The organism is Streptomyces xanthii (assembly GCF_014621695.1).
In the GTDB taxonomy this organism is placed as follows: Bacteria; Actinomycetota; Actinomycetes; order Streptomycetales; family Streptomycetaceae; genus Streptomyces; species Streptomyces xanthii.
Map to the genome: position 1 here is coordinate 7,274,696 of NZ_CP061281.1, position 25,543 is coordinate 7,300,238.

The 25,543-nt window shown below is 73.8% G+C and carries 24 protein-coding genes; 12 read left to right on the plus strand and 12 right to left on the minus strand.

The genetic code is table 11. From position 1 onward, the window contains the following. Positions 1-137: 137 nt before the first annotated feature. Positions 138-2,126, plus strand: coding sequence for a choice-of-anchor P family protein (locus tag IAG42_RS32950; RefSeq protein WP_188340609.1), 1,989 nt, complete (start codon positions 138-140; stop codon positions 2,124-2,126). A 261-nt stretch (positions 2,127-2,387) separates the two neighbouring features. Here IAG42_RS32950 and IAG42_RS32955 read toward each other — a convergent pair whose 3' ends face one another. Genes IAG42_RS32955 through IAG42_RS32965 form a run of 3 tightly spaced genes read right to left on the minus strand, consistent with a single transcriptional unit; the run spans position 2,388 to position 4,835 of the window. Beyond that, on the minus strand, positions 2,388-3,053 hold the full coding sequence (locus tag IAG42_RS32955; RefSeq protein ID WP_394811264.1) for a class I SAM-dependent DNA methyltransferase: 666 nt from the start codon (positions 3,051-3,053) through the stop codon (positions 2,388-2,390). A 38-nt stretch (positions 3,054-3,091) separates the two neighbouring features. Then, positions 3,092-4,084 (minus strand): endonuclease/exonuclease/phosphatase family protein, encoded by a 993-nt coding sequence (locus tag IAG42_RS32960; protein ID WP_188341724.1) that lies wholly within the window; start codon positions 4,082-4,084, stop codon positions 3,092-3,094. A 58-nt stretch (positions 4,085-4,142) separates the two neighbouring features. Continuing rightward, positions 4,143-4,835 carry a TetR/AcrR family transcriptional regulator gene (locus tag IAG42_RS32965; protein WP_223206257.1) on the minus strand — a complete coding sequence of 231 codons (693 nt, stop codon included), beginning with the start codon at positions 4,833-4,835 and terminating at the stop codon, positions 4,143-4,145. A gap of 88 nt (positions 4,836-4,923) precedes the next feature. On the opposite strand from IAG42_RS32965, the gene IAG42_RS32970 reads away from it, so the two are divergent. The 3 genes from IAG42_RS32970 to IAG42_RS32980 are packed head-to-tail and all read left to right on the plus strand — an operon-like array spanning position 4,924 to position 9,180. Further along, positions 4,924-6,366, plus strand: a complete 1,443-nt coding sequence (locus IAG42_RS32970) for a purine-cytosine permease family protein (protein WP_188340610.1) — start codon at positions 4,924-4,926, stop codon at positions 6,364-6,366. Positions 6,367-6,410: 44 nt separating this feature from the next. Next, positions 6,411-8,018: an amidohydrolase gene (locus IAG42_RS32975; protein WP_188340611.1), complete on the plus strand. Its 1,608-nt coding sequence runs from the start codon at positions 6,411-6,413 to the stop codon at positions 8,016-8,018. Between the two features lie 58 nt (positions 8,019-8,076). Beyond that, on the plus strand, positions 8,077-9,180 hold the full coding sequence (locus IAG42_RS32980; RefSeq protein ID WP_188340612.1) for a C45 family autoproteolytic acyltransferase/hydolase: 1,104 nt from the start codon (positions 8,077-8,079) through the stop codon (positions 9,178-9,180). A gap of 40 nt (positions 9,181-9,220) precedes the next feature. Here the strand turns inward: IAG42_RS32980 and IAG42_RS32985 are convergent, their stop codons facing one another. From IAG42_RS32985 to IAG42_RS32995, 3 genes are all read right to left on the minus strand, one after another. After that, entirely contained in the window at positions 9,221-10,243 is a 1,023-nt protein-coding gene (locus tag IAG42_RS32985; protein ID WP_223206258.1) for a metallophosphoesterase family protein, read from the minus strand. Positions 10,244-10,393: 150 nt separating this feature from the next. After that, positions 10,394-10,999 carry a hypothetical protein gene (locus IAG42_RS32990; RefSeq protein ID WP_188340614.1) on the minus strand — a complete coding sequence of 202 codons (606 nt, stop codon included), beginning with the start codon at positions 10,997-10,999 and terminating at the stop codon, positions 10,394-10,396. A 196-nt stretch (positions 11,000-11,195) separates the two neighbouring features. Next, positions 11,196-11,768 (minus strand): GNAT family N-acetyltransferase, encoded by a 573-nt coding sequence (locus IAG42_RS32995; RefSeq protein WP_188340615.1) that lies wholly within the window; start codon positions 11,766-11,768, stop codon positions 11,196-11,198. A gap of 77 nt (positions 11,769-11,845) precedes the next feature. On the opposite strand from IAG42_RS32995, the gene ligA reads away from it, so the two are divergent. The 4 genes from ligA to IAG42_RS33015 all read left to right on the plus strand — a co-directional run bounded on the left by ligA (position 11,846) and on the right by IAG42_RS33015 (position 15,315). Next, complete coding sequence (gene ligA, locus IAG42_RS33000; RefSeq protein ID WP_223206259.1) at positions 11,846-13,933, plus strand: NAD-dependent DNA ligase LigA; 2,088 nt, start codon at positions 11,846-11,848, stop codon at positions 13,931-13,933. Positions 13,934-14,020: 87 nt separating this feature from the next. Beyond that, complete coding sequence (locus tag IAG42_RS33005; protein ID WP_188340617.1) at positions 14,021-14,431, plus strand: VOC family protein; 411 nt, start codon at positions 14,021-14,023, stop codon at positions 14,429-14,431. A 26-nt stretch (positions 14,432-14,457) separates the two neighbouring features. Then, entirely contained in the window at positions 14,458-14,799 is a 342-nt protein-coding gene (locus tag IAG42_RS33010; RefSeq protein WP_188340618.1) for a helix-turn-helix domain-containing protein, read from the plus strand. A 63-nt stretch (positions 14,800-14,862) separates the two neighbouring features. Then, the gene (locus tag IAG42_RS33015; RefSeq protein WP_188340619.1) at positions 14,863-15,315 is read left to right on the plus strand and encodes an iron chaperone; all 453 of its coding nucleotides are present in this window, start codon (positions 14,863-14,865) and stop codon (positions 15,313-15,315) included. 18 nt (positions 15,316-15,333) lie between these two features. Here IAG42_RS33015 and IAG42_RS33020 read toward each other — a convergent pair whose 3' ends face one another. Then, on the minus strand, positions 15,334-16,203 hold the full coding sequence (locus IAG42_RS33020; protein WP_188340620.1) for an ATP-dependent DNA ligase: 870 nt from the start codon (positions 16,201-16,203) through the stop codon (positions 15,334-15,336). A gap of 100 nt (positions 16,204-16,303) precedes the next feature. Between IAG42_RS33020 and IAG42_RS33025 the strand changes: the two genes are divergently transcribed. Then, positions 16,304-16,564, plus strand: a complete 261-nt coding sequence (locus tag IAG42_RS33025; protein ID WP_188340621.1) for a hypothetical protein — start codon at positions 16,304-16,306, stop codon at positions 16,562-16,564. Between the two features lie 12 nt (positions 16,565-16,576). Here the strand turns inward: IAG42_RS33025 and IAG42_RS33030 are convergent, their stop codons facing one another. The 3 genes from IAG42_RS33030 to IAG42_RS33040 all read right to left on the minus strand — a co-directional run bounded on the left by IAG42_RS33030 (position 16,577) and on the right by IAG42_RS33040 (position 18,245). Beyond that, entirely contained in the window at positions 16,577-17,053 is a 477-nt protein-coding gene (locus tag IAG42_RS33030; RefSeq protein WP_188340622.1) for a hypothetical protein, read from the minus strand. A gap of 27 nt (positions 17,054-17,080) precedes the next feature. Beyond that, entirely contained in the window at positions 17,081-17,446 is a 366-nt protein-coding gene (locus IAG42_RS33035; protein ID WP_188340623.1) for an anti-sigma factor antagonist, read from the minus strand. A 196-nt stretch (positions 17,447-17,642) separates the two neighbouring features. Beyond that, positions 17,643-18,245 (minus strand): TetR/AcrR family transcriptional regulator, encoded by a 603-nt coding sequence (locus IAG42_RS33040; RefSeq protein ID WP_188341726.1) that lies wholly within the window; start codon positions 18,243-18,245, stop codon positions 17,643-17,645. 502 nt (positions 18,246-18,747) lie between these two features. Here IAG42_RS33040 and IAG42_RS33045 point away from each other — a divergent pair. The 3 genes from IAG42_RS33045 to IAG42_RS33055 all read left to right on the plus strand — a co-directional run bounded on the left by IAG42_RS33045 (position 18,748) and on the right by IAG42_RS33055 (position 22,474). Continuing rightward, on the plus strand, positions 18,748-20,433 hold the full coding sequence (locus tag IAG42_RS33045) for an amidohydrolase (protein ID WP_188340624.1): 1,686 nt from the start codon (positions 18,748-18,750) through the stop codon (positions 20,431-20,433). A gap of 184 nt (positions 20,434-20,617) precedes the next feature. Then, positions 20,618-21,268 carry a dihydrofolate reductase family protein gene (locus IAG42_RS33050; RefSeq protein WP_223206260.1) on the plus strand — a complete coding sequence of 217 codons (651 nt, stop codon included), beginning with the start codon at positions 20,618-20,620 and terminating at the stop codon, positions 21,266-21,268. Positions 21,269-21,460: 192 nt separating this feature from the next. After that, complete coding sequence (locus IAG42_RS33055) at positions 21,461-22,474, plus strand: NAD-dependent epimerase/dehydratase family protein (protein ID WP_188340626.1); 1,014 nt, start codon at positions 21,461-21,463, stop codon at positions 22,472-22,474. A gap of 166 nt (positions 22,475-22,640) precedes the next feature. Here the strand turns inward: IAG42_RS33055 and secD are convergent, their stop codons facing one another. Both secD and IAG42_RS33065 read right to left on the minus strand, forming a co-directional pair. Further along, positions 22,641-24,911 (minus strand): protein translocase subunit SecD, encoded by a 2,271-nt coding sequence (gene secD / locus IAG42_RS33060; protein ID WP_223206261.1) that lies wholly within the window; start codon positions 24,909-24,911, stop codon positions 22,641-22,643. Between the two features lie 66 nt (positions 24,912-24,977). Further along, entirely contained in the window at positions 24,978-25,412 is a 435-nt protein-coding gene (locus IAG42_RS33065; protein WP_188340628.1) for a hypothetical protein, read from the minus strand. Between the last annotated feature and the right edge of the window lie 131 nt (positions 25,413-25,543).

The following is a 25,543-nucleotide window of genomic DNA, read 5'->3' on the forward strand; positions in this document are numbered from 1 at the left end:
TCACTCGGCACAGACCACTTCGCAGCGCGCGCACGACCCTGCGCAGCGCACTGCTCGCCTGCGCCGCCACCGCGGCGCTCACCGCCGGGACGCTCGGCACCGCGACGGCCGCCCAGGCGGCCGCACCGGCCGACGGCGTGCCGGCAACCGACCAAGTCACCTACCAGGGACGTACGTTCACCGTTCCGGAGTCCTGGGACGTCATCGATCTCGACCGGCACCCGGACACCTGCGTCCGCTTCGACCGGCACGCCGTGTACCTCGGCACGCCGGGCGCGCGGCAGGACTGTCCGGCGAAGGCGCTGGGCCGCACCGAGGCCATGCTCGTACAGCCCGCCGGCCGGACGCGCGAGGGGGCCGCGTCCACCACCCGCGTCACCCGCGACACCACCGACCACTCCTACCGGGCCACGGCGCCCGGCCTCGAGATCACCGCCACCTACAGCGGCGACCGCAAGGACGTCGAGCGCGTCCTGGGCAGCGCCGGCCTGCCGGTGTCGGAGGCGAGGACGGTCCGGTCCACAGGGACGGCCGGGAAGACCGCGGCCGCCGCCGCGCTGCCCGAAGACTCCACGTCCTTCCAGGGCAAGGGCTTCGACCGCTGCGCGGCGCCGTCCGCCGCCCAGATGCAGGCCTGGAAGGGCGCCTCGCCGTACGGCGCCGTCGGCGTTTACATCGGCGGTGTGAACGCGGGGTGCGGCGTCACCGTCGACGAGGGCTGGATGCGGGCCCAGTACGACGCGGGCTGGAAGTACTTCCCGATCTACGTCGGCCCGCAGGCCTCGGCGGACGCGGGCAGCTGCAACGGCACCTGCGACGTCATCGACGATCCCGTCGCGGACGGCGCGGCCTCGGCCCGCGACGCCGTCCAGGCGGCCGGCGCCCTCGGGCTGCCCGCCGGCTCGGTGCTCTACTACAACATGGAGCACTACGACGGGGAACACGGCGCCGTCGTCACCGCGTTCCTGGAGTCCTGGACCCGGACCGTCCACGAGCTCGGCTACCGCTCCGGCGCGTACGGCAGCCTGTCCTCGCTGATCACCGACCTCGTCGACGCGGCGCAGGGCGGCGGCTACCTCGCCCCCGACGTCATCGACTTCGCCAAGTGGGACGACAACGCCACCACCGACGAGCCGCGGATCCCCGCCGCGCTGTGGGCCGACCACCAGCGCATCAAGCAGTACTCCGGTGATCTGACGCAGTCGTACGGCGGGGTGTCGCTGAACATCGACGCCAACCTGCTGGACGTCGGCGCGGGCGCCCCGCAGCCGCCCGTCCAGAAGGACACACAGCTCGCGTACACGGGGGCGAAGACGGTCTCGAACGGGTCCCCGGCCGAACTGGCCGCGACCCTCACCGAGAAGGACGGCGGCGCCCCGGTGACCGGGCGCGAGGTCGCGCTGACCCTCGGCGCGGGCGACGCGGCGCAGAAGTGCGCGGCGAAGACCGACGACCAGGGCCGGGCCGCCTGCACGATCGCCTCCGTCCAGCAGCCGCTGAACGCGGACGCGACCGTTCCCGTCACCGCCGAGTTCGCGGGCGACGACGCGTACAAGGCGTCGAAGGCCGAGGCCGCGGTGAGCCTCCAGTACGTCACCGGCCGGGCCTTCGGCCTGTCGGCGAACGTCCCGCTGCCCCTGCTCTCCGTCAAGGTCGACCCGACCCCGGACACGGGCGAGGTCCGCACCGCGGCCGCCGTCACCAAGGCCCCGCCCTGCACCGCGTCCGTCTCCACGCTCGTCCTGAGCGCGGAGGCGCTCTGCGCGAAGGTCGACGCCAAGACGGGCCCGAGCACGGCGACGGCCACCGCCTCGGTGAGCAAGGCGCGCGTCGGCATCGCCGGACTGCCCGTCGTCGAGGTGTCCGGCCTGACCGCCACCGCGACGAGCAGCTGCACGCGGCAGACCGGCAGCACCTCGCTCACCCTGAAGATCGCCGGCGCCGTCGTCGACGTGCCGGACACGCCCGACCACACGATCGACCTGGGCCTGGCCCGGCTCGTCGTGAACGAGCAGAAGAAGACGGCCGACGGCATCGAGGTGACCGCCGTCCACCTCACCAGCGCGACCGGCATCGACGTGACGATCGGCGCGGCCCGCTCCGCGGCGCACAACTGCGCGGACTGACCCGGAACTCCTGAGTTCCGACCCGGCGCGGCCACGACCTCGCGGTCGTGGCCGCGCTCCGCGTGCCGGCCTCGACGGGCGTGCTGGGGGCCGACTCCGGAGTGCGGCATCCGGGCGGGCCGCATCCGGAGTCGCGGCCGAGCGCCGGAACCGGTCACAACGCGTCGTGCCGTCCGGCACAGGTGCGGAGTCCGATGCGGGTCCGTCGTGCACTCCGTGCGTGTCCGGCACGCGCCCGGCAGGGCCGACAAGACGCTCCCGTCAGCCCAAGTCCCCCTTGCGCAGCAGCAGATGGCCGCGCCGGAAGCGCTCGCCCTCGCGCGGCTCGCGGAGCATGCGGCCGGTCTCCGTGAAGCCGCGCTCCGCCGCCACGCGCGCGACCTCGTCGACCGGCCACCGGTACGCCGTCGTCACCTTGTGGTCGAACGGCTTGACAGGGCCGCCCTCCGACTCGAAGAACCCGACCAGGAGATGGCCGCCGGGCCTGAGCACCCGCGCGAACTCGCCGAAGTAGCCCGGCACGTCCTCGGGCAGCGCGTGGATGACCGAGTACCAGGAAACGGCCCCGGCCAGCGAGGCGTCGGGCAGGTCGAGCGCGTGCATCGAGCCGACCTCGAAGCGCAGGTCCGGATAGGTGCGCCGGGCGATGTCGATCATCACGGGCGACAGGTCGATCCCCGAGGCGTCGAGCCCCAGGTCCCGCAGGTGTGCGGTGAGCCGGCCGGGTCCGCAGCCCAGTTCGACGACGGGTCCGACGGGCTCCGCCCGCACGGTGTCGGCGAACGCGGCGAACATCGCCCGGTCCAGGGGGAGCCGGTCGAACTCGGTGCGGACCAGCTCGGTGTACGGCTCGGCCCAGTGGTCGTAGGCCCGGGCGGTGGTGGTGAGCTGGGCGTCGGTGGCCGCGGTCGCGGAGATGTCTGTCACGGGGGAGGACTTTAGGGGCCGCCACTGACAACGGGCGGTCAGCGCAGGGTGATCCGCGCCGTGATCGGCAGGTGGTCGCTGCCGGTGGCGGGCAGGGTGCGGATCCGTCCGACGGTCCCGCCGCGCGCCATGATCTGGTCGATCCGCGCCACCGGGAAGGCCTCGGGGAAGCTGAAGGCGAGGCCGCGCCCGGACGCGTTCAGGCGTGAGGTCAGCGGGCGCAGACCGCGGTCGTCGACGGTGCCGTTGAGGTCGCCGAGCAGGATCACCGCGCGGGTCCGCTCCGCCTCCAGCGCGTCACCGAGCAGCCGCGCGCTCTCGTCGCGCCGGCCCGAACCGAAACCACCCGCGCCGAGCCGCACGGACGGCAGATGGGCCACGTACGCCGCGACCTCCCCGTGCGGCGTGCGCACCACGGCGCGCAGCCCGCGCCGCCAGTCGTCGGGGAGGTCGCGCGGCCTGATGTCGACGGCCCGCACCCCGGTGAGCGGGTAGCGCGACCACAGCCCGACCGTGCCGCGCACCGCGTGGTACGGATACGCGCGGCCCAGCGCCTTCTCGTAGGCGGGCACGGCCGAGGGCAACAGCTCTTCCAGGGCGATGAGTCGGGGCCGCCCGGCAGCGAGCGCGCGGGCCGTCGCCGCCGGGTCGGTGTTCTCGTCGCTCGCGTTGTGCTGCACCACGTCGAGCCCGGCCCGCGTCGGCGCGTCCCCGGGCAGGAGCAGCCCGCCGAACTGGTACGCCCAGGCCGCCACCGGCAGCAGCAGGGCGAGCAGCGCGGTCGCCGACCGGCGCTGGAGGGCGGCGCCGAGGAGCACCGGCACGACGACGCCCAGCCACGGAAGGAACGCCTCCAGCAGACTGCCCAGCCGCCCCGGCGTGTTCGGCACCAGGCGGTGGCCGAGCAGCAGCGCGGCCGTGAACGCGGCGAGCCCGGCGAGCACCCGGCCGCGCGTCCACCGCGAACCGCGCCGCCGTACGGCCGGGTTCGGGTCCGGCGGGGGTTCCGTACGGCTCTCCACCCGCGTCATCGGGGTCGCGCCCGTGTTCGTCTCGTCCACGCCCGACAGGACGACCGGTCGGCGGTGATCAGTTGCAGGCCTCGGCGCGCAGGGTCCCGGCGCCGAGACCGAGCAGGCGTTCGGCGGTGGCGAGCGCCATGCCGGCGAGGACCGGATGGTCGAGCTCCGGGTCCGCGTTGGCGTAGGAGCCGAGGCCGTCGACGGTCACCAGGATCTGCACGGTGACGCCCAGCGGGTCCTCGGCCGTGAACGCGCCGGTCCGCACCCCCTCCTCGATCAGCTCGGTCAGCGCGGCCCGGGTCGCGGCCTCCTGCGCGCTCACCGCCGCCCGCAGGCCCGGCTTGAACCGGCTGAGGTGGCGTGCGTTGAGCCAGAGCCGGCCGAGGTCCAGGCAGTCGTCGCCCGTGAGGCGGACGAGGAAGCGGGCCAGGCGCCGCAGGGGCGGCAGCGTGCGCTCGGCGGGCGGCAGCAGGGACACGCGCTCGTGGCCGGCCGCGTGGGCGAACGCCTCGCTGACGAGGTCGTCGGCCGGGAAGTAGTGCCCGATCAGTCCGGGCCGGACGCCGAGCTCGTCCGCGACGCGGCGCAGCGTGATGCGCTCCAGCGACTCCTCCAGGCCGATCCGGGCGGCGGTCCGCAGGATTTCCGCGCGCCGCTCGCCGGGGGGCTTCCTGGCGTGCCCCGGAGTCGCGCCGGTGGCCTGGGCCGGAGCCGTGGAGCCCGCCTGTGCCGCGTTTGTCGAGCCAACCCTTGACGTCATGGGATCCACGTTATTGGATGTGCGACCAATAGCGTGTTGGTCAGATGGCCAATAACGGCGATGGTGCCGTAGGCCCTGAGAGGACCCGATGACGACGAACGACACCGCCGCCGCGCCGCCCGCCGAAGAGGCCGGGCCCGAGCGCGCGGCGCGGGAGAACGGCCGGGTGGAGACCCGGGGCATCGAGCTGGTGCCCGGCGACGAGCGCACCGGCCGGCCGCGCCAGCTCTTCGCCGTCTGGGCGGCGCCCAATGTGAGCTATCTGAGCTTCGTCGTCGGCGCGACGATGATCCTCATGGGCCTGAGCCTCCCGCAGGCCGTCGGCGTGATCCTCGCCGGGAACCTGCTCTGGATCTGCACCGGCATCGTCGCCGCGAGCGGCCCCGCCGCCGGCACCAGCGGCTCGGTGATCTCCCGCGCGATGTACGGCGTGGTGGGCAACAAGTTCGTCCTCGTGCTCACCGGCTGGCTGATCGCCGCCGCCTACCTCGCCCTGAACTGGTCCGCGGCCTCCGTCGCCGCCATCGGCCTCGCCGACCGCCTCGGACTGCCGCGCAACAGCGCCGTGGACGCCGCCGTCATCATCGCCATCGCGGCCTGCACCGTCCTGATCGCGATCTTCGGCTACGCGCTGATCGTCCGCCTCTACACCGCGCTCAGCGTCCTGCTCACCGTCGTCTTCGTCGTCGTCACCGGCTACGTGCTCGCCGAGGCCGACTTCTCCTACGCGCCGGCCGAGCCCCTCGAGGGAGCCGCGCTCGCCGCGACGATCGGCGCCGCCTTCACGATCATCGCCTCCACGCCGCTGTCGTACAGCAACAGCCCCGACCTCGCCCGCTACCTGCCGCGCGACTCCCGTCCCGTCGCGATCGCCGGCTGGACCGCCTTCGGCGCGTACCTGCCCAGCGTCGTCTTCACCACCGTGGGCGCGCTCGCCGCCACCAGCCTCGACATGACGGACCCCGAGGGCGCGCTGGAGAGCATCCTGCCCGGCTGGTTCGTCCCCGTCTTCGTCATCGCCGTCGTCGTCAACACCATGACCAACAACGGCATGACCGCCTACAGCGCGAGCCTCGCCATCCAGTCCGTCGGCGTCCGCCTCGCCCGCATCCCCGCCGTGCTCATCATCGGCGTTCTCGGCACCGCCATGACCCTCTACGCGATCCTCGTCTTCGACTTCCTGACCAGCGTCAACACGATGCTGCAGCTCGTCGTCGCGGTCACCGGACCCGCCATGGCCGTCGCCGTCACCGACCTGATCCTGCGCCGCAACCGCTACCGGGGCGCCGACCTGCTCGAACAACGGCGCGGCGGCCCCTTCTGGTACCGGGGCGGCGTCCACTGGGCCGGGATCCTCGCCCTCGTCGTCGGCGGCCTCACCTCCGCGTCGTGGGTCAGCACCACCTTCTGGACCGGCCCGGTCGCGACCGTGCTCGGCGGAGTCGACCTCGCGATCCCCTCCGGGATGCTCGTCGCCGCCGCCGTCTACTGGGCCGCGACGCGCGTCCTGCGCTCCATCCCGCGCGCCTGAGCGCACCCCCGCCGAGAACCCGTACGACGAGCCGAAGGAACACCGTGCACGCCGATGTCATCGTGCAAGCCCAGCACGTCCAGCCCCTGACCGACGAACCCACCGCCCCGGCCGACAGCGTCGCCGTCACGGGCGGCCGGATCGTCGCCGTCGGCCGGGCCGCGGACCTCGCACCGCTGCGCGGGCCGGACACCGCCGTGCACGTGTTCCCCGGCGCCACCATCCTGCCGGGCCTCGTCGACGTGCACGCCCACCCCGTCTGGGGCTCCATCTCCATCGGCAGCGGCGTCGATCTGCGCGGCGCCGACAGCCTCGACGAGATCTGCGCCCGTCTCGGCAAGGCTGCCGCCGGCCAGGAGACCGACGACTGGATCCTCGGCTACGACCTGAACGTCAACGCCTTCGACGGCGACCCGAGCGGCGACTTCCTCGCCGACCGCTTCCCCGGCACCCCCGTGTCCCTCATGACCGCCGACGCCCACGCCCTCGTCATCAGCCCGCGCGCCGTCGAGGTCTGCGGCCTCACCGGCGCGGAGACCTTCACCGACGCCTCCAGCGTCGAGGTGGGCCCCGACGGCCGCCCGACCGGGTACGTCGTCGAACTCCAGGCCATGGACCTCGTCTTCGCGCACCACCCCGAGATCCCCGTCCCCACCGCCGCCGGCTACGTCCGCGCCGAACTGGAGCGGCTCGCGGCCGCCGGACTCACCGGCCTGCACGCCCTCGACTTCACCGACCCCTCCGAGGACGTCTACCGCCACCTCGAAGAGCACGGCGAACTGCCGCTGCGCATCCGCTGCTCCCCCCTCGTCCCCGCCGACTCGGCGCCCGAGGTCTGGGAGGAGATCGCTCGCCTCCAGGGCCGCCGAGGCCGCCGCTGGCACGTCGAGGGCGCCAAGTTCATGCTCGACGGCACCGCCGACAACGGCACCGCCTGGTTCGACCACCCCGACATCCACGGGGAGAACCGCGAACCGCTGTGGCGCGACGTCGAGGCCTACCGGGCCGCCGTGCACTTCTTCACCGAGCGCGGCATCCCCACCGCCACCCACGCCATCGGCGACCAGGCCGTGCGCTTCGCCCTCGACGTCATCGAGGAGGCCGGGCCCGCCGGCCGCGCCCCGCACCGCATCGAGCACATCGAGTCCCTGCCCGACGACCTCCTCGACCGGTTCGCCGAACTCGGTGTCGTCGCCGGCCTCCAGCCCGTGCACGGCACCCGGCACACCCGCGCCGACGCCACCGACAACTGGTCGCGGCGCCTCGGCCCCGACCGCGCCGCGCGCGGCTGGCGCACCCGCGACCTCCTCGACCACGGCGCCGTCGTCGCGCTCGGCTCCGACTGGCCCATCGGCCCCGGCGACCCGCGCGTCGCCCTCGCCGACTGCCAGCTGCGCCGGCCCGTGGAGGAACCCGGCAAGGCGCCGGTCCAGCCCGAACAGGCCGTCACCGCCCGCGAGGCCTACCTCGGCATGACCGTCGCCGCCGCGTACACCGCGGGCACCGCCCACGAGAGCGGCCGCGTCGCGCCCGGCTTCCGCGCCGACCTCACGGTCTTCGCCGCCGACCCGCTCGACCTAGCGCCCCAGGACCAGCCCGGCAACGCGGTCCTCGCGACCGTCGTCGACGGCGTCGTCCAGTGCCGTCCCTGACGGCCTCCGGCCGCCCCGACCTCTCACCCGCACCACCCCCGAAAGCGAAAGGCCCCTCGTGACCGCGACGCCGATTCCCCGTCCCGCACACCGCCGCCACATCGTCGCCGCCGCGGCCGACCCGTACGAGCGCGGTGTCGCCCGCGGCGAGCGGCTGCGCGACGCGGTGCCCGCCGCGATCGAGGTCTACGACCGGCTGTTCGCGCTCGGCGAGGTCCCCCTGGAGCAGGTCCGTGCCGACGCCGAGCGCGCCCTCGACGTCATCGGCGGCTTCCGGCCGGGCGCCCGCGCCCAGATCGAGGGCATCGCCGCCGGCAGCGGAGCCGACCTGTGGCGGATCGCCGCGCTCAACGCCCGCACCGAGATCCTGGCCCGCAGCGTCGGCGTCACCCCCGGCGAGTGCACCACGCTGGTCCGCAGGCCCACGGCCGGCACCCCGCACCCCTTCGGCGTCCAGACCTGGGACTGGCACGTCGAGCTGAGCGCCATGTGGCACACCGTCGAGTCGCGCGGCGGCCGGCACGACTTCGCGGGCCTCACCGAGGACGGCATCCTCGGCAAGATCGGCGTCAACAGCGCGGGCCTCGCCCTGCACTTCAACATCCTCGGCCACGTCCGCGACGGCGTCGGCGGCATCCCCATGCACGTCCTCGCCGCGATCGTCCTGGAGGAGGCGGGCAGCGTCGCCGAGGCCGTCGACCTCGTACGCTCCGCCCCCGTCACCTCGTCCGGCTCGTTCACGCTCTTCGACGAGCACGACGCGACGCTCCTCGACCTCAGCCCGGCCGGCGTGTTCACGGTCGGCCCCGACGAGGACACCTTCATCCGCACCAACCACTTCCTCACGGCGCGGCTCACCGCCGACGAGAAGTCGTGGCTGTACCAGCCGGACTCGGGCGAGCGCCGCGACTTCGTCAAGGCCCGCCTCGCCGACGGCCGGACCGTGCGCACGAGCGACGACCTCGCGGCCGTCCTCGTCACCGGCCCGGACGAGCCGGGCGTGACCTGCCTGCCCGACCTCGACAAGCCGCTCGGCCAGCGTTGGGGCAGCCTCGCCACGGTCGCGCTCGACCCGGTGACCCGCACCGCCCGCGTCCTGGACGGCACCCCCGCCGACCTCGGCAGGCGCGAGTGGCGGGTGCTGGACGCGACCGCCGCCTGACGGACGGACCGGCCGCGTCCCGAGCCCGGGGGCCCCTCGCTCAGATCCTGGTGGCGAGGGGCACCGTCACCTGCTTCAGCCAGGCGCCGGCCGCGAAGTCACGCGCCTTGATGACGACACGGTCCCGGTGCACCTCCACCTGGAGGCCCTGGTTGAAGGTGCCGGGCACCGTGTTCTCGCCGCCCGTGCCGTTGTCGGTGAAACCGGTCTGCACCGCGCCCGTGTTGACCACCGAGAAGCCCTCCAGGTTCGCGGTGCCGGGCACCACGCGGCGCACGTACCAGTCGGACAGGCCCAGGTCCCAGTGCGTGTGACCGCTGAACAGGAACACGTCCCGATAGCGGCCGAGGAGGCCGAGCAGACGGTCGGCCTGGAGGTAGTCGCTCAGGTAGAGCTTGTTGCGGGTGCCCGAGACCGTGTTCGGCAGCGGGTGGTGGGTGATCACCATGACGGGCTTGCGCCGCCCCGCCCAGTACCGCAGCCGCTCCTCCAGCCACTGGAACTGCGCCTCGCTCAGCCACACCTCGTCCCACAGCTTCGGGTCGTGGTAGTGCATGTACCGCTCCGTGCCGATGGTCAGCACGGGTATCCCGCCGAAGGTCGTCTCCGCGTAGACCCGGCCGCGCTCCGCGAAGCCGTAGAAGGAGCGGAACAGGGAGTCCTCCGTCGTCCCGTTCGGCCAGGTGGCCTGCGCGAGCGTCTGCGGGTCCGCCCACTTCGGCACGTAGAACTCGTGGTTGCCGATCGCCCAGGCGATCTCGCGCGGCCGCGGCTCCCGCGCGATGACCTTCCGGACCTCGGCGTACTCGGCGTCGTACCCGCGGGGCGTGATGTCCCCGGCCACCGCGAGCCCCGAACCGTGCGGGTTCGTCGCCCGGATGTCCCGCAGCGCGACCGCCAGGTCGCCGAGGTCGCCCTGGATGTCGCTGATGACGTCGAACGTGGTCACCGGCCTGCCTCCGTTCTGCGCCGCAGCCGGAGCCGCCGCCTCGGCGGGCAGCGAGGTGAGGCCGCCGAGCGTGACGGCTCCGGCCGTCGCGGTGATGAGGGATCTGCGTCGCACGATCGAGGGTTCCTTCCCCATACGGTGCCGGACACCCCCACGGCGCACGGCACTTCGGACCAGACCCGTTATCTTTACGCGACCGAAGGGGCGGGGGAATGAACAGCGCGGGACGATCCGTGGGACCGCCCCGCGCTTTTCGGCCACCGCTCAGCGCAGCTTGTTCACCGCGGTCACCGTCGTCTTCTTGAACGCGGCCACGGGCGCGTCCCGGAACCCGCCCATCTGGCCCCAGCGCACCACCGTGACGACGCGCCCGTCGCGGCCGACCGAGAACAGGTTGATGTCCGTCGCGCCCCACGTGGTCCGGGTGTTCACCCCGTAGACGACGGCACCTTCCTCCACCGGCAGCTTCCCGTAGTACTTCTGGCGTGCCGTCACGTCCGGGTACTCGGCCATGACGTCCTTCGCGCAGCTGTCCAGGTGCTTGCGGAGCAGCGCCGCGAAGGCCTTCGCGTGCTGGGCGTCCCGCTCGACGACCGTCACCTGGAGCGCGTTGGTGTCCAGGTCTGTGTAGTACGCGCGGTGCACGGAGGTCGACGGCAGCGCGTCGCCCACGCACATCGGCAGAGGGTCGGGCTGCCCGGCCGTCACCGGGCCCGCGTACCAGGCCGACGACGGGTGCGGCGGCAGCTGGGACGGGGACAGGAAGCGCGGGGTGCCGGCCGCGCCCGCCGGCGCGGCCAGCGCCCCGATCGCGGCGACGGCCACCGCCGCCACGATCGCCGCCGTGCCCCGGTGTACTCGTACGTTCATCTTCGTTCCCCCATGTCGGTCGGTCGGCCTGCCGGGTGATCCGGGCCGTACGACGTGAGCGGCCCGGGGGAGGGAAGACGCCCCGGGCACGCGCACGCGCCCGCCCGTCTCCCGCCCTCGCCCCTTACGACCCGCGGGCCCGCGCGGCAGTTGCCCCCTTTTGTGTCACGGCTTCGTCACCGCGCGGGCGCGTCCCTCAGCGCAGATCGAGCCGCATCACGATCCGGGGCAGCCCGACGAGCTTCGACTTCGTCCCGGCCGCGAACGTGAACCCCGCCCGCTCGAAGTTCCGCCGCATCCCCACGTACGCCATCGTCGTGTCGACCCGCGCCTCCCCGTTGTCCAGGGGATACGCCTCGATCGCCGGCGCGCCCCGCTCCCGCGCGTAGGCGACCGCGCCCTCGATCAGCGCGTGCGAGACCCCCTTCTTCCGGTGCCCGGGCCGCACCCGCACGCACCACAGCGACCACACCGGCAGATCGTCCACGTGCGGGATCACCCGGCTGCGCGCGTACGAGGTCTGCGCGCGCGGGGCCACCGCCGCCCAGCCCACCGGCACGTCCCCGTCGTACGCGAGCACCCCCGGAGCCACCTCCGCGCGGCACAACTCCGCCACGTACGCCCCGCGTTCCTGGCCCTTCAGCGTGTGGTCGACCTTCGAGGGCACGCGGTGGCTCAGACACCAGCACACCGTCGCATCGGGGGACTTGGGCCCGATCACGGCACGGACGTCGTCGAAAACAGTGGCGGGGCGCACATCCAGAGTCATGATCGCCACCCTGCCACGCCGCTCGCCACGAGGCGGCCGCAACGGCATTGTCAGTGGTGGGAGGCAGGATGGAGGGCATGACGACGACTTCTGCCGTTCCTTTCGTGCTGCCCGACGCCGCCGCCTACGCCCAGGCCGTGGCGGACGCCCGGCGTGCCTCCGCCGCGTACTACGAGGGCGGCACCTCCACGCTGGACGACGACGCCTACGACCGGCTCGTTCGGGCGATCACCGTGTACGAGACCGAGCACCCCGACGAGGTCCTCGCCGACTCGCCCTCGGGCAAGGTCGCGGGCGGCGCGGTCGAGGGCGACGTCCCGCACACGGTCCCGATGCTGAGCCTGGACAACGTGTTCTCGGACGAGGAGTTCACCACCTGGTCGGCCTCCCTGGAGCGCAGGATCGGGCGCGAGGTCGCGAGCTGGAACGTTCAGCCCAAGCTGGACGGCCTCGCCATCGCCGCCCGCTACGAGGGCGGCCGCCTCGCCCGCCTCGTCACGCGCGGCGACGGAACCGCCGGCGAGGACGTCTCGCACGCCGCCGGCACGATCGAGGGCCTGCCCGCCGAGCTCACCGAGCCGGTCACCCTCGAAGTGCGCGGCGAAGTCCTCATGACCACCGCCCAGTTCGAGTACGCCAACGAGGTCCGCACCGAGCACGGCGGCGACCCCTTCGCGAACCCGCGCAACGCGGCGGCGGGCACCCTGCGCGCCAAGGACCGCGCCTACACGGTCCCCATGACCTTCTTCGGCTACGGACTGCTCGCGCTGCCCGGAACCGACGAGGCACTCGCCGCGCGGCTCGCCGAGGAGGCGCACGGCGCGCTCATGGACCGCACCGCCGCCCTCGGGATCAACACCCCGGCGAGCACGGACGTGCCGGGCGTCGTCCTCACCTCCGTCGAGCAGGTCCTGGAGCGGGTCGAGGCGATCGCCGCGCTCCGCGCCGACCTGCCCTTCGGCATCGACGGCATCGTCGTGAAGGCCGACCTCGCCGCCGACCAGGCCACGGCCGGCTCCGGCACCCGCGCCCCGCGCTGGGCCGTCGCCTTCAAGCTCCCGGCCGTGGAGAAGATCACCCGGCTCCTCGCCGTGGAGTGGAACGTGGGGCGCACCGGCATCATCGCCCCGCGCGCCGTCCTGGAGCCCGTCGAGCTCGACGGCTCCACCGTCACGTACGCCACGCTGCACAACCCGGCGGACATCACCCGCCGCGGACTGCGCCTCGGCGACCAGGTCATGGTCTACAAGGCGGGCGACATCATCCCGAGGATCGAGGCGCCCGTCGCCCATCTGCGGACCGGCGAAGAGCAGGAGATCGTCTTCCCCGCCGAGTGCCCGCAGTGCGGCTCCGGCATCGACACGAGCGAGCAGCGCTGGCGCTGCGAGCGCGGCCGCAACTGCCATGTGGTGGCCTCGATCAGCTACGCGGCGGGCCGCGACCAGCTCGACATCGAGGGCCTCGGCCAGACCCGCGTCGTCCAGCTCGTGGAGGCCGGACTCGTCGAGAGCCTGCCCGACCTGTTCGACCGGCTGACCCGCGAGCAGCTCCTCGGCCTGGAGCGCATGGGCGAGACCAGCACCGACAACCTGATGGCGGCGCTGGAGCGCGCCAAGACCCAGCCGCTGTCACGCGTCCTGTGCGCGCTCGGCGTGCGCGGCACCGGCCGCTCCATGTCCCGCCGCATCGCCCGCCACTTCGCCACGATGGACAACATCCGGGCCGCCGACGCGGAGGCCATGCAGCGGGTCGACGGCATCGGCGCCGAGAAGGCCCCGGTCATCGTCGCCGAACTGGCCGAGCTGGCCGCGCAGATCGACCGGCTCGCCGCGGCCGGCCTGAGCATGACCGAGCCCGGCGCCACCCCGCCGCCCGCCGAGGGCACCGAGGAGACGGACGCCGCCGCGGACGCGGGGCCCCTGGCCGGCATGAAGGTCGTCGTCACCGGAGCCATGACCGGCCCCCTGGAGAAGCTGTCCCGCAACCAGATGAACGAGCTGATCGAGCGCGCCGGAGGCAAGTCCTCGGGCAGCGTCTCGAAGAACACGAGCCTCGTCGTCGCGGGCGAGGGCGCCGGGTCCAAGCGCGCCAAGGCCGAGGACCTCGGCATCCGCCTGGCCACCCCGGACGAGTTCGCCGAGATGGTCGCCGGCCTGCTGGACTGACGCCACCGCGGGCGGCGGGTCGGGGCCGGGTCCACACGATCAGGAATCAAGAAGCGCTCCCGCCCCGCCCCGCCTACCGTTACGGCCATGGACATCACCATTCACACCACGGCCCTTCCGCACGAGGACCCGGACGCCTCCGTCGCGTTCTACCGGGACTCCCTCGGCTTCGAGGTCCGCAGCGACGTCGGCGAGGGGAAGATGCGCTGGATCACGGTCGGCCCCGTCGACCAGCCCGGCACCTCCATCCTCCTCGCCCCGCCCGCCGCCGACCCCGGCATCACCGACGACGAGCGCCGCACCATCCAGGAGATGATGGCCAAGGGCACCTACGGTTGGATCCTCCTCGCCACCCGCAACCTCGACGAGACCTTCGAGAAGGTGCAGGCCACCGACGCCGAGGTCGTCCAGGAACCCGTGGACCAGCCCTACGGCATCCGCGACTGCGCGTTCCGCGACCCCGCCGGCAACCTCGTCCGCATCCAAGAGCTGCGCTGACGCATCGGCACAGGAGGGGGCTTCGCATGTGCCGTCCAGGATGGGCCCGCGCCCGCACCGCGGCGTGGCGGCTCGAACGCTTCGCCCGGATGCGCCGGGTCCGTGACCGCATCGACCGGGAGTACGCACGACCGCTCGACGTGGAGGCGCTGGCCCGCGCGGCGGACCTTCCGCCGCGCGAACTCACCCGGCAGTTCCGGCTCGCCTACGGGACGTCCCCGTACGCGTATCTGGGCGCCCGGCGCGCGGAGCGCGCGACGGTGCTGCTGCACCGCACCGACGTGCCCGCGGCCGAACTGCACCGACTGGTCGGAGCGCCGACCCGAGGAGTCCACGACCGCTGGGTCCGCGCCCGGTCCGCCGTCTGACCAGCACGACTTCCGTCATATCCGCACCCGCATCCGCACCACGGCTCACAAGGGGACGACGTCATGGCCACCACGAAGAAGACCGGTACGACGGACACGGAGCAGGGCTTCACCGACGACGAGCGTGCCGCGATGAAGGAGCGCGCCCAGGAGGTCAGGGCCGGCCGGAAGCGCGGCGCCAAGGCGGACCCCGAGGCCGACGTCCTGGCGAAGATCGCCGAGATGGACGACGCCGACCGGGTGCTCGCCGAGCGGATCCACGCCCTGGTCAAGGAGAACGCCCCGGACCTCGCGCCGAAGACCTGGTACGGGATGCCCGCGTACGCCCGCGCAGGCAAGGTCGTCTGCTTCTTCCAGTCGGCGCAGAAGTTCAAGTCCCGTTACGCCACGCTCGGTTTCAGCGACGAGGCCCGGCTCGACGAGGGCGCCATGTGGGCCTCCGCGTTCGCCCTGGCGGAGCTCACGCCGGAGGTCGAGGCCCGCATCGCGGACCTCGTGAAGCGCGCCGCGGGCTGAGCCAGGGGCGGGTGCGGGTCAGCACAGGCGGACGACGGTGAAGCCGCCGTCGCGCGGGGCGGCGAGCGCGATCTCGGCGAACAGGCCGCCCGCCGTGGTCGTGTAGCGCTCGCCCCCGGCTGTCCGGGCCCGCCGGCCGGGGCCCGCGTCCTGGACGTGCCGGGCCAGTGCCGTGGCGGCCGGAGCGGTCAGCGCCTGCGACAGGGCGCGCGATCCGTCGGGCAGACGCACGGCCGCGCGGTGCGGCCGGGACGGCGGCCCCACGTATCCGACGACCTCCACCTCGACCGAGCCCCGGGCACCGCCGCGCACGGTCACCCAGATCCGCTCCGCCCGGTACGGATCGCCGCCCCGCTTCGCGACGACCCCGTCGACGCCCTGCGCGGCGAGGCCCTCCAGCCACACCCGCGCAACCTCGGGATCGTCCGTCGCCGGGACGGGCTGCAGGGGCGGCGGCACGTCGTGGAGGAGGTCGAGCAGTACGGCCCGCCGCTCGGCGTACGGGCGCCCGCGCAGATCCTCGCCGCCCAGGGCGAGGCAGTCCGACACCGCGTAGGAGGCCGGGCGTTCGGCGGCGAGCGTTCCGGCCCCGCGCGGCGGAGCGGCCGCCCGGGCCCGTGCCGCCGCGAGGTCGAGCCGGCCGCCTGTCCACACCACGGCCTCGCCGTCCAGGACGGTGCCCGCCGGCAGGGCGGCCCGCCCGGCCGCCGCGAGGTCGGGCCACGCCGTGGTCACGGTCCGGCCGGAGCGCGACTGGCAGCGCACGGCCCGCGCGGTCCGGTGCAGCACGAGCCGTTCGCCCTCGAACGCGGGCTCGTACCACCAGCCGGGCCCCACGGGCAGCTCGTCGGCGGTCTCGCTGAGGGCGACGGCCACGGGATACTCCACGCCTCCAGCCTCGGCCCACCGCGCCGCGGCCGCGCGACGGCGTACTCCGCCCGGACCCGCGGCGGCCGCGTTGTCAGTGCCGGATGCGAGGCTCGACCCCATGGACGAGCAGGAATTCATGCGGGGCCGGGTGTACGGGGCCGACCACGAGGACGCGAGCCCCCAGCCGGGCCGGGTCTACGCGGAGCTGGTGGGCGGCCCGCTGGACGGACTGCTGCTCGACGTGACGCTGCCACCGGGCCAGGAGCTGCCCGGAGAGGTGGCCCTGCCGACCGAACTGGGCGCGTACGGCGCGGGCGGCCGGGCCCTGTACGCGGTGGCCGGCCAGGGGCGCCTGCGGTGGAAGGGGGACGCGCCGTGAGGCGGCCCGGAGTCAGCGCAGCCAGGCCCGTTCGTCGACCAGGACGGTGGGCGCGGAGAGGAAGACGTCCTCGGTGACGGGACCGTACGCGACGTTGAAGGTGTCGAGCCAGTAGGTCCAGCCGCGGATGCCGAGGGCGGTGCTGAAGCGGTGGTTGAGGTGCCAGCGGACCCACTGGCCGGGTGCGAGCCGGACGGCGGGCGGCCGGCGGCGCCGGGTGTACAGACCGATCCCGGGCAGCTTCGGATGGACGCGCAACCGCCCGCCCTCGGCGTCGATCCGGAGGTCGACGGTGCGCGCCTCCTGGACGGTGTCGTACGGCGTGAAGCCGTCGTCCTCGTGCATCCGGACCACGTGGACGCCGGACCGGGGCCCGGCCGGCAGGGGGAAGCCCACCGGGGCCGCGTTCCTGCGGGCGGCCGCCGCGCCGCCGCGGGATTCCTTCGTCCAGACGGTGTGCACCCACTGGACGGTGATCTGGTCGTGCATGGCGGCATCATGCCCGCAGCGGCGCCCTCACGGCGAACGCTCCAGGGGCGGCGCGGCCGTACGGAAGCGGGCGGCCAGGCCGCCCGCCCGGAGCAGCTTGTGGATCGCCGGCTGGTGGAAGAGCAGCCGCAGTTCGCCGGAGCGCTCGCGGACGCGGCGTTCGGCCCGCACGAGCAGGCGCAGGCCGGAGCAGTCCATGAAGTCGACGTCGGTCAGGTCGATCAGGACGCGCGGGACGGTGGGCCGGGTCGCCTCGTCGAGCCGGGCCTGGATCTCGGGAGCGGTGGCGATGTCCACCTCGCCGCGGATCCGCACGACGGTGAGGCCGTCGCGGACGTCCCGGGAGACATGGGTGTGGGGGCAGGCCGTGCAGAGGTGGAACAGGGAGGTCATCGGCATCCCTCGGAGGACGGGGCCCCGTCTGCCCGAGGCCGTCGCTGAGCAGCACCCAGGAGGGCGCTGCTGGTCGGCGGGGGCAGGGGCGACCGTCGTCCACGGTAGAAGGAGCCGCGTCAAGCGAAACGTGCCTGCACCACGCGGATCTCCTGAGTGGGTGACGAGGCGGCCATCAGTTCGGGTCCGCCGAGGCTCAGGGCCGGGGGATCAGGGAGCGCGCCGCGGCCTTCGCCTCGGACAGGGCCGTCGCGGCGTCGGCGCCCCGCAGTCCGAGCACCACACGGGTGCTCAACCCGTCGAGCAGCGCGAGGAGTCGACCCGCCGCCGCGGCCTGGTCGTGCTCGGCGAAGCGGCCCTGGCGCACGCCCCGGGCGAGCAGTGTCGTCAGGTCGTCGTGCCACCCCGCGTCCAGGTCGTCCTGAGCCTCGCGCAACGACGCGTCGCCCGGCGTGCGGGCCCACAGCTCGATCCACAGCATCCACCGCGGGTCACGCGGACCGCGCGGCAGGTACAGCTCCAGGAACTGCTCCAGCTTGCGCTCGGCCGGGGTCCGCCGGGCCAGCAGCGCGCGGCGCTCGTCCGCGAGGAGGCCCTCGCTGTGGCGCAGCGCCTCCAGGAAGATCCGGTCCTTGCTGCCGAAGTAGTACAGGATGTGCCCGCCGCTCATCCCGAGCCGGCGGCCCAGCGACGCCATGGTCAGCTCCGCGAGCCCGTGCTCGGCGACCGCGGCCATGACCTCCTCCAGGATCCGCTCCGCAGAGGGCCGCCCGCCGCGCTCCCGCACCGCCACCGCCACCACACGCCCCTCCGCTCGTCCTGCCCCGACCCTATCCGCCGCGGTCGGCGCCTGGGCGCGCCGTCGGCGGGCCGGGCGTGCGGCTCGAAGGAGCGGCTGAGCTGTGCGGCTTGGCCGTGCGGGCTCAGACCTGCCGACTCGGACCTGCCGACGCAGACCTGCCGGCCGAGGAACGACAAGAGACGGACGTGCGCGGGGGAGTCCGTCGGGGCGGGGACCGCGGGGCCGAACATGCCGGGCCACCTGTGCGAGGGCCTGCTGGCACGGATGCGGCGGACGGGCATGGATGCCTTCCGCGGTCGACGCCGTGGACGCGGACCTCGGTGAGATGGATCAGTGTCGCTGTCGGACCCGGGACGGAGCCGAGACCGAGACGGGCCGGCACCCGGGCGAGGTCGTCCTCGGCGGCCTTCGGCGTCGGAGGTCTTGACGCGGCGCCTCCTCGCCCCGCATCTTGAATGCCGTTCAAAAAATTGAACGGCATTCTAAAAGGAGTCGCCCCATGACCCGGACCGGCATCAACGGCCAGGCGGACCTGCTGTTGCGCGGCGCGCGCATCCACACCGTCGACGCGGAGCTGCCCGAGGCGCAGGCCATGGCCGTGCGGGACGGGCGGATCGTGTGGCTCGGCGACGACCGCGACGCCGCCGCCTGGGCGGGGCCGAACACGCGGGTGATCGACGCCGGGGGGCGGCTCGTGCTGCCCGGGTTCATCGACGCCCACAACCACGTCCGCCTCGGCTCCGACGCCGCCTGCGTCCAGCTCGCCGGCGCCGACACCCTCACCGAGGTCCACGCGCGCATCCGCGCCTGGCACACCGCCCACCCGGACGCCGAGTGGATCGAGGCCGAGGCCTTCGACTACTCGGCGCTCGGCGGCGGCCGCATGCCCACCGCCGCCGACCTCGACCCCGTCACCGGCGGCACCCCCGCCTTCGTCCTCAGCTACGACGTGCACACGGCCTGGCTCAACACCGCCGCCCTGCGCCGTCTCGGCATCACCCGCGATCGCACGCACCTCCCGTTCGGCGAGGCGCAGACCGACCCGGAGAGCGGCGAACCCACCGGGTTCGTCAAGAACTTCGCCATCCAGGGACTCTCCCGCGAGGGCCACCGCGCGCTGCGCGAGCTCGGCGTCCCGTGGGCCTCCGCCGAGCGCCAGTACGGCCGCCTCGCCAGGTCCCTCGACGACGCGATCGGCCACGGCATCACGACCGTCGTCGAACCGCAGAACTCCCTCGACGACCTCGCCCTGTTCGAGCGCGCCCGCGCCGAGGGCCGGCTCCGCTCCCGGCTGGTCGCCGCCCTGTTCCACCCGCGCGGCACCACCGACGCCGATCTGGAGGGGTTCGCCGACGCGGCCCGCCGGTACGCCGACGACCGGCTGCGCGTCGGCCCCCTCAAGCTCTACATCGACGACGTCGTCGAGCCCCGTACCGCCGCACTCCTCGAGCCGTACGCGGGCTGCCGCCACCACCGCGGCGACACCTTCTACCCGCCCGAGGAGTTCGCCGGGCTCCTCGCGAAGCTCGACGCGCGCGGCTTCCAGTGCTTCGTGCACGCCACCGGCGACCGCGGTATCCGCGTCGTCCTCGACGCCTTCGAACACGCCCGGCAGGCCAACGGCGTCCGCGACTCCCGGCACCAGGTCGTCCACGTCGAATGCCTCGACCCCGCCGACACCGCCCGCTTCGCCGAACTCGGCGTCGTCGCCTGCATGCAGCCCCGCCACTGCGCCCCCGAGGTCGCGGGCCCCGGCAAGGACTGGGCCGACAACGTGGGCGCCGACCGCTGGCACAAGGCGTGGCCGATGCGCAGCCTCCACGAGGCCGGGGCCGTGCTCGCCTTCTCCAGCGACTGGAACGTCGCCGAGATGGACCCCATGGTCGGCATCTACACCGCCGTCACCCGTCGCCCGCTCGGCGGGGGAGAGGCCTGGCGCCCCGAGGAGACCGTCGACGTCGCCACGGCGATCCACGGCTACACCATGGGCTCCGCCTACGCCAACTTCCTGGAGGACGACCGGGGTTCGCTCACCGTCGGCAAGGCCGCCGACTTCGTGATCCTCTCGCGCGACATCCTGGACGCGGCCCCCGAGGACATCCCGGGCACCGTCCCCGAGCTCGTCTTCGTGGGCGGCGAGGAGGTCCACCGCCACGCGGACACCGGCGACACCGACCTCGGCTGAACGCGCGCCGAGCCCGTCACCCGTCCGACGCGGACCTACCGGAACCCGCCGCCTACGCCCGGGAGAACCGCCGGCACAACGGCCTGGAGCAGCGCAGCGATGAGCTCCGATGAGTTTCGCCGGCGGGCGGGGTCGGTACCCATGTCACGCCACCACGCCTGACGCGCGCCAGGGAAGGAACACCGTGCGACACGAGCAGCTCCTGAAGGTCCAGAACTTCAACGTCTCCAGCGACGGCTACGGCGCCGGGGAGAACCAGACCCTCGAGCGGCCCTTCGGGCACGCCGACCCGGGGAAGATGTTCGCCTGGGCCGGCGCCACCGCGAGCTGGCCCAACCGGACGGAACCCGGCGGCAGCCGCGGCCTCGACGACTATCTGACCAGGGACTTCCACCACAACATCGGCGCCGAGATCATGGGGCGCAACAAGTTCGGGCCGCAGCGGGGACCGTGGGAGAACCTGGACTGGGAGGGCTGGTGGGGCGAGGAGCCGCCGTTCCACACCCCCGTGTTCGTCCTGACCCACCACGTCCGGCCGTCGATCACGCTGTCGGACACGACGTTCCACTTCGTCGACGCGGACCCGGCCACGGTGCTCGCGCAGGCCAAGGAGGCGGCGCAGGGCAAGGACGTGCGGCTCGGCGGCGGAGCGCAGACGATCCGCGAGTTCCTGGACGCCGATCTGATCGACACCCTGCACGTGACGGTCTCCCCGCTGAAGCTCGGCGCCGGCTCCCGCCTGTGGGAGTCGCCCGACGAACTCCTCGACCGCTACCACTGCGACGTCGTGCCCAGTCCGAGCGGTGTCACGCACCACCTGTTCTGGCGCAAGTGAGCTGAGCGGCACCACAGAACCCGGCGGGCCGGCGCGTGGTGATCGGGCTCCGACGTCACCGGGGGCCGCCGGGGCCGCCATTGATCACTCCATGGGTTCACCCTATTGATCACTCCGGTGATCACTTCGAACCCCCGCACGTACGTCCTACGGGCGATGGTGGCGAGCGTCACAGCCCGGCAGGATCGACACATGCACGTACTCCTTCTCGGAGGAACCTGGTTCCTCGGCAGAGCAGTTGCCCGCCACGCCCTCGCCAACGACTGCGAGGTCACGACCTTCAACCGGGGACAGAGCACCCCGTATCTGCCCGGAACCCTCGCGGTCCACGGCGACCGCGCCAGCGCCGACGACTTCGAGCGGCTGGCCCGGTACGGCCCGTGGGACGTCGTCATCGACACGTCCGCCTCCGACACGGCGCCCCGCCACGTCCTCGCCGGCGCCCGGGCGCTCGCCGAGGTCACCGACCGGTACGTCTACGTCTCCAGCGTCAGCGTCTACCGGAACTGGGGCGCGGGACCGCTGACCGAGTCCTCCGCGACGTACGACACTCCGGCCGATGCCGGGCCCGAGTACTACGAAGGGCTCGACCCCGCGGAGCAGGACGGGATGCGCAAGGCGGGCTGCGAGCGGGCGGTGACCGAGGCGTTCGGCGCGGACCGCACCACCATCCTGCGGCCCGGTTCGATTCTCGGCCCCGGCGAGTACATCGGGCGGCTGCCGTGGTGGCTGCGGCGGTGCGCGCGCGGCGGCGAGATCCTCGCACCCCGCGAACCGGACCGTCCGGTGCAGCCGATCGACGCGCGCGACGTCGCCGCGTTCGCGGTGTCCGCGCCGGCCGGGGTCTTCAACGTGACCGCGCCGCGCGGCCACGCCACGATGCGGGACCTGCTGACGGCCTGCCTCGACGCCACCGGGTATCAGGGGCGCCTCGTGTGGACCTCCGAGGAGGTGCTCGCGCGCCACGGGGTGCGGGGGCGGACCGAGTTGCCGCTGTGGCCCGGGACGGACGGTGTCGTCGACGTGAGTGCCGCGCTGGCGGCCGGGCTGACGTGCCGGCCGCTCGACCGGACCGTGGCCGACACGTGGGCGTGGCTCCGGGACGGGGCGGATTCCGTCGCCGGGCAGCAGTCCGGGTGGGAGCGGCACGGGATCGCGCCGGACAAGGAGGCGGCGATCCTCGCGGAGGTCGGCCTGAGCGGGTAGCTCCGCCCGGGGCGGGGTGCCTTCTCGTCTGCCGAGTGCCCCTGTCCGGGCGGCTGTCCCGCCGTCGTGGCCGGTCGCGCAGTGCCCCGCGCCCCTGAAATGCAGACGCTTCGCGTCGCATTTCCCCGGCGCGGGGCACTGCGCGACCAGTCCCACCGGGGGAGAGCTAGACGACTGCTCCCGTGCCCCGCACATCCCGTGCCGCGCGCCGTGGAACAGGCGCCGGGGCGCGGGACTCCAGGGTCACCGCAAGGGGCACCGCGGTGAACACGGTCGAGGCCATCCCGACCACGACCCCCGCGATGAGCGCGAGCGAGAAGTCCGCGAGGGAGTCACCCCCGAGCACCGCCAGCGCTGCCAGGACGAACAGCGCTCCCATCCCCGTGTTCACGGTCCGCGGCAGCGTCTGCACCACCGCCTTGTCGGCGGTCCGCTCCAGGCTCGTGCGCGGGTCACGCCGCCGCGCCTCCCGCACCCGGTCGAACACCACCACCGTGTCGTTGACCGAGTACCCGATGACCGTGAGCAGCGCCGCCAGGAAGACGCTGTCGACCGGCTTGCCCAGCCACGCGAAGAGGCCGACCACGATCAGCACGTCGTGCGTCATCGCCGCGACGGCGGCCGCCGCGAACGTCCACCGGAACCGGACGCTCAGATACGCCAGTTGCGCGAGCACCGCGATCCCCAGCGCGATCAGCGCCTTCGTGCGCAGCTCGTCGCCGAGGCTCGGGCCGATCATCTCGTCCCGTTCCACGGTGACCTCGCCCCCGTGCCGGGCGAGCGCCTCCTTCACGTCCTGCTGTTCGGCGTCGGACAGTTCCCCGGTACGTACGGTGATGCCGCCGTCGCCTGACTCCTGCACCACGGCACGCGGGAACCCGGCGTCCGCCACCGCCGTGCGCGCCGTGTCCACGTCGACCGTGCGCGCGGTGCTGTACTCGACCATCCGGCCGCCGGTGAACTCGACGCCGAAGTCCAGCCCCCGTACGAGGATCCCCGCGACCGCGACCACCACGAGCAGTGAGCTGACGCCCAGCCAGCGGCGCCGCCGGCGGACCAGTCGCGGGTCGCGGCGGGCCAGCCAGGCGCGGACCCGGCCGGTCGTCGTCACACCCGTCAGCGAGGGGCGCCGGCGGACGGCTGCGCGGCGCAGCGCGAAGTCGGCGAGCACCCGCGTGACGACGAGCGCCGACACCATCGACGCGACGACACCGATCGACAGGGTCACGCCGAAGCCCTTCACCGGGCCCGTCGCGAGGAAGAACAGCAGGCCCGCCGCGAGCAGCGTCGTGACGTTCGAGTCGACGACCGCGCTCCACGCCTTGCCGAAGCCGCGCGTCACCGACTTGTCCAGCACCGCCGACGACTTCGTGCGCGAGCCCAGATACTCCTCCCGGGCCCGCTCGAAGACGAGGACGTTGGCGTCGACCGCCATCCCGATCGCGAGCACGAACCCGGCGAGCCCCGGCAGCGTCAGCGTGGCGCCCAGAGCGACCAGGGCCGCGTAGGAGATCAGCCCGTACAGGGCGAGGGCGACGGTGGCGAGGGCGCCCAGGAGGCGGTAGACGACCACGATGAAAAGTGCCGTGAGGGCGAGGCCGATCAGGGCCGCGCGTGTCGAGGCCTCGATGGCGTCGGCGCCGAGCGTCGGGCCGACGGTCCGCTGCTCGACCACGTCGACGGGGACCGGGAGCGCACCGCCCTTCACCAGCGCGGCCAGATCCTGGGCCTGCTGCTGCGTGAAGCCGCCGGTGATCTGGGTGTCGCCGCCCGTGATGCCCGTGCGGCACGGGACGGACGGGTTCATGCCCGGCGCGGACACGATCCGGCCGTCGAGGACGATGGCCACGCGCCGCTCCGGAGAGCCCTGCGGGGCACAGGCGGCCTCGCCGGTCAGCCGCGCCCACGCGGCCGTCGCGTCCTTGCGGAAGTCCAGGGCGACGGTCCAGCCCGACATGGTCTGCTGGTCGAGGACGGCCTGGGCGTCGCGCACGCCGTCGCCGCTCAGGGCCGGCTCGCCGAGGCGGAGGTAGCCACCGCCGTCGGGGTCGCGCAGAGTGCGCTTGTCGTCCTTCGCGGCCTTCTCGGCGGTGCCGGTCACGGCGTGGACGGTGAGCTGGGCGGTGCGGCCGATCACCTCGGCGGCCTCGCGGGGGTCCTGGACCCCGGGCAGTTCGACGATGATCCGACGCTCCCCGGACCGGGACAGGGTCGGCTCGGCGACACCGAGCGCGTCGACCCGGCGCCGCAGCACCTCGAGCGCGCGGTCGGTGGCCTCCGCGTCGGCCTTGAGTTTCGTGTCGGGCGCGTCCTTCGTCTCCAGGACGATCTGGGTGCCGCCGCGCAGGTCGAGGCCGAGGCGGGCGGACTGGGTGAGGGCGATGGCGAGGGACGCCGCGATCACCGCGAGGGCGATCAGCGCACGCCACAAGGGCATGCGGGAATGCTTACGGGACATGACTGCTCCACGGCAGGAAGAAGTGAGGCGCGGCGGACCGTGAGGTCAGGCGCGGCCTGGGGTGACGTCACTGCGTGGAGGAGCGGGCGGGGCGCGGGGCCCGGCCGTGTCGTGCGTGTGCCGCGCCGCGTGCGGGACCCGTGCGATCCCGGCCTCGGGGCGCCCCGGCAGCCGGTGCGCCGGGGGTGCGCCGGCCGCGGCCGTGAGCAGCCCCGGCTTGTGGTGCCAGGGCACCTCGGGCGGCATCCCCCGCGCGACGTGCCCCGACAGCACGGCATGGAACCCGGACCCGTCCGGCCCGTGCCCCTCCCAGGTGAACGCGGCGGCGCTCGCCGCCGACGGCCCCGGGCTCGTGTCGGCGGCCGGTACCGCGGTACCCGGCACGAGCAGCGCGAAGAGCGACAGCAGCGTGGCGGAGGCGAGCGCGAGGACGACACGGGCCCGCGAGGGGCAGCCATGGGCCGCACGAGCCCCGGGCACCGCCCCGCCCGCACGCGATCGCCGGACCGGGCCCAAGCGGGGGACGGGTGCGTTCGCCGTGCGGCCGGTGCCTGACATGTGCGGGCCGCTCACCGGCCGGCCCGAGTGCGCATCAGGCAGGGCCGCCGGAC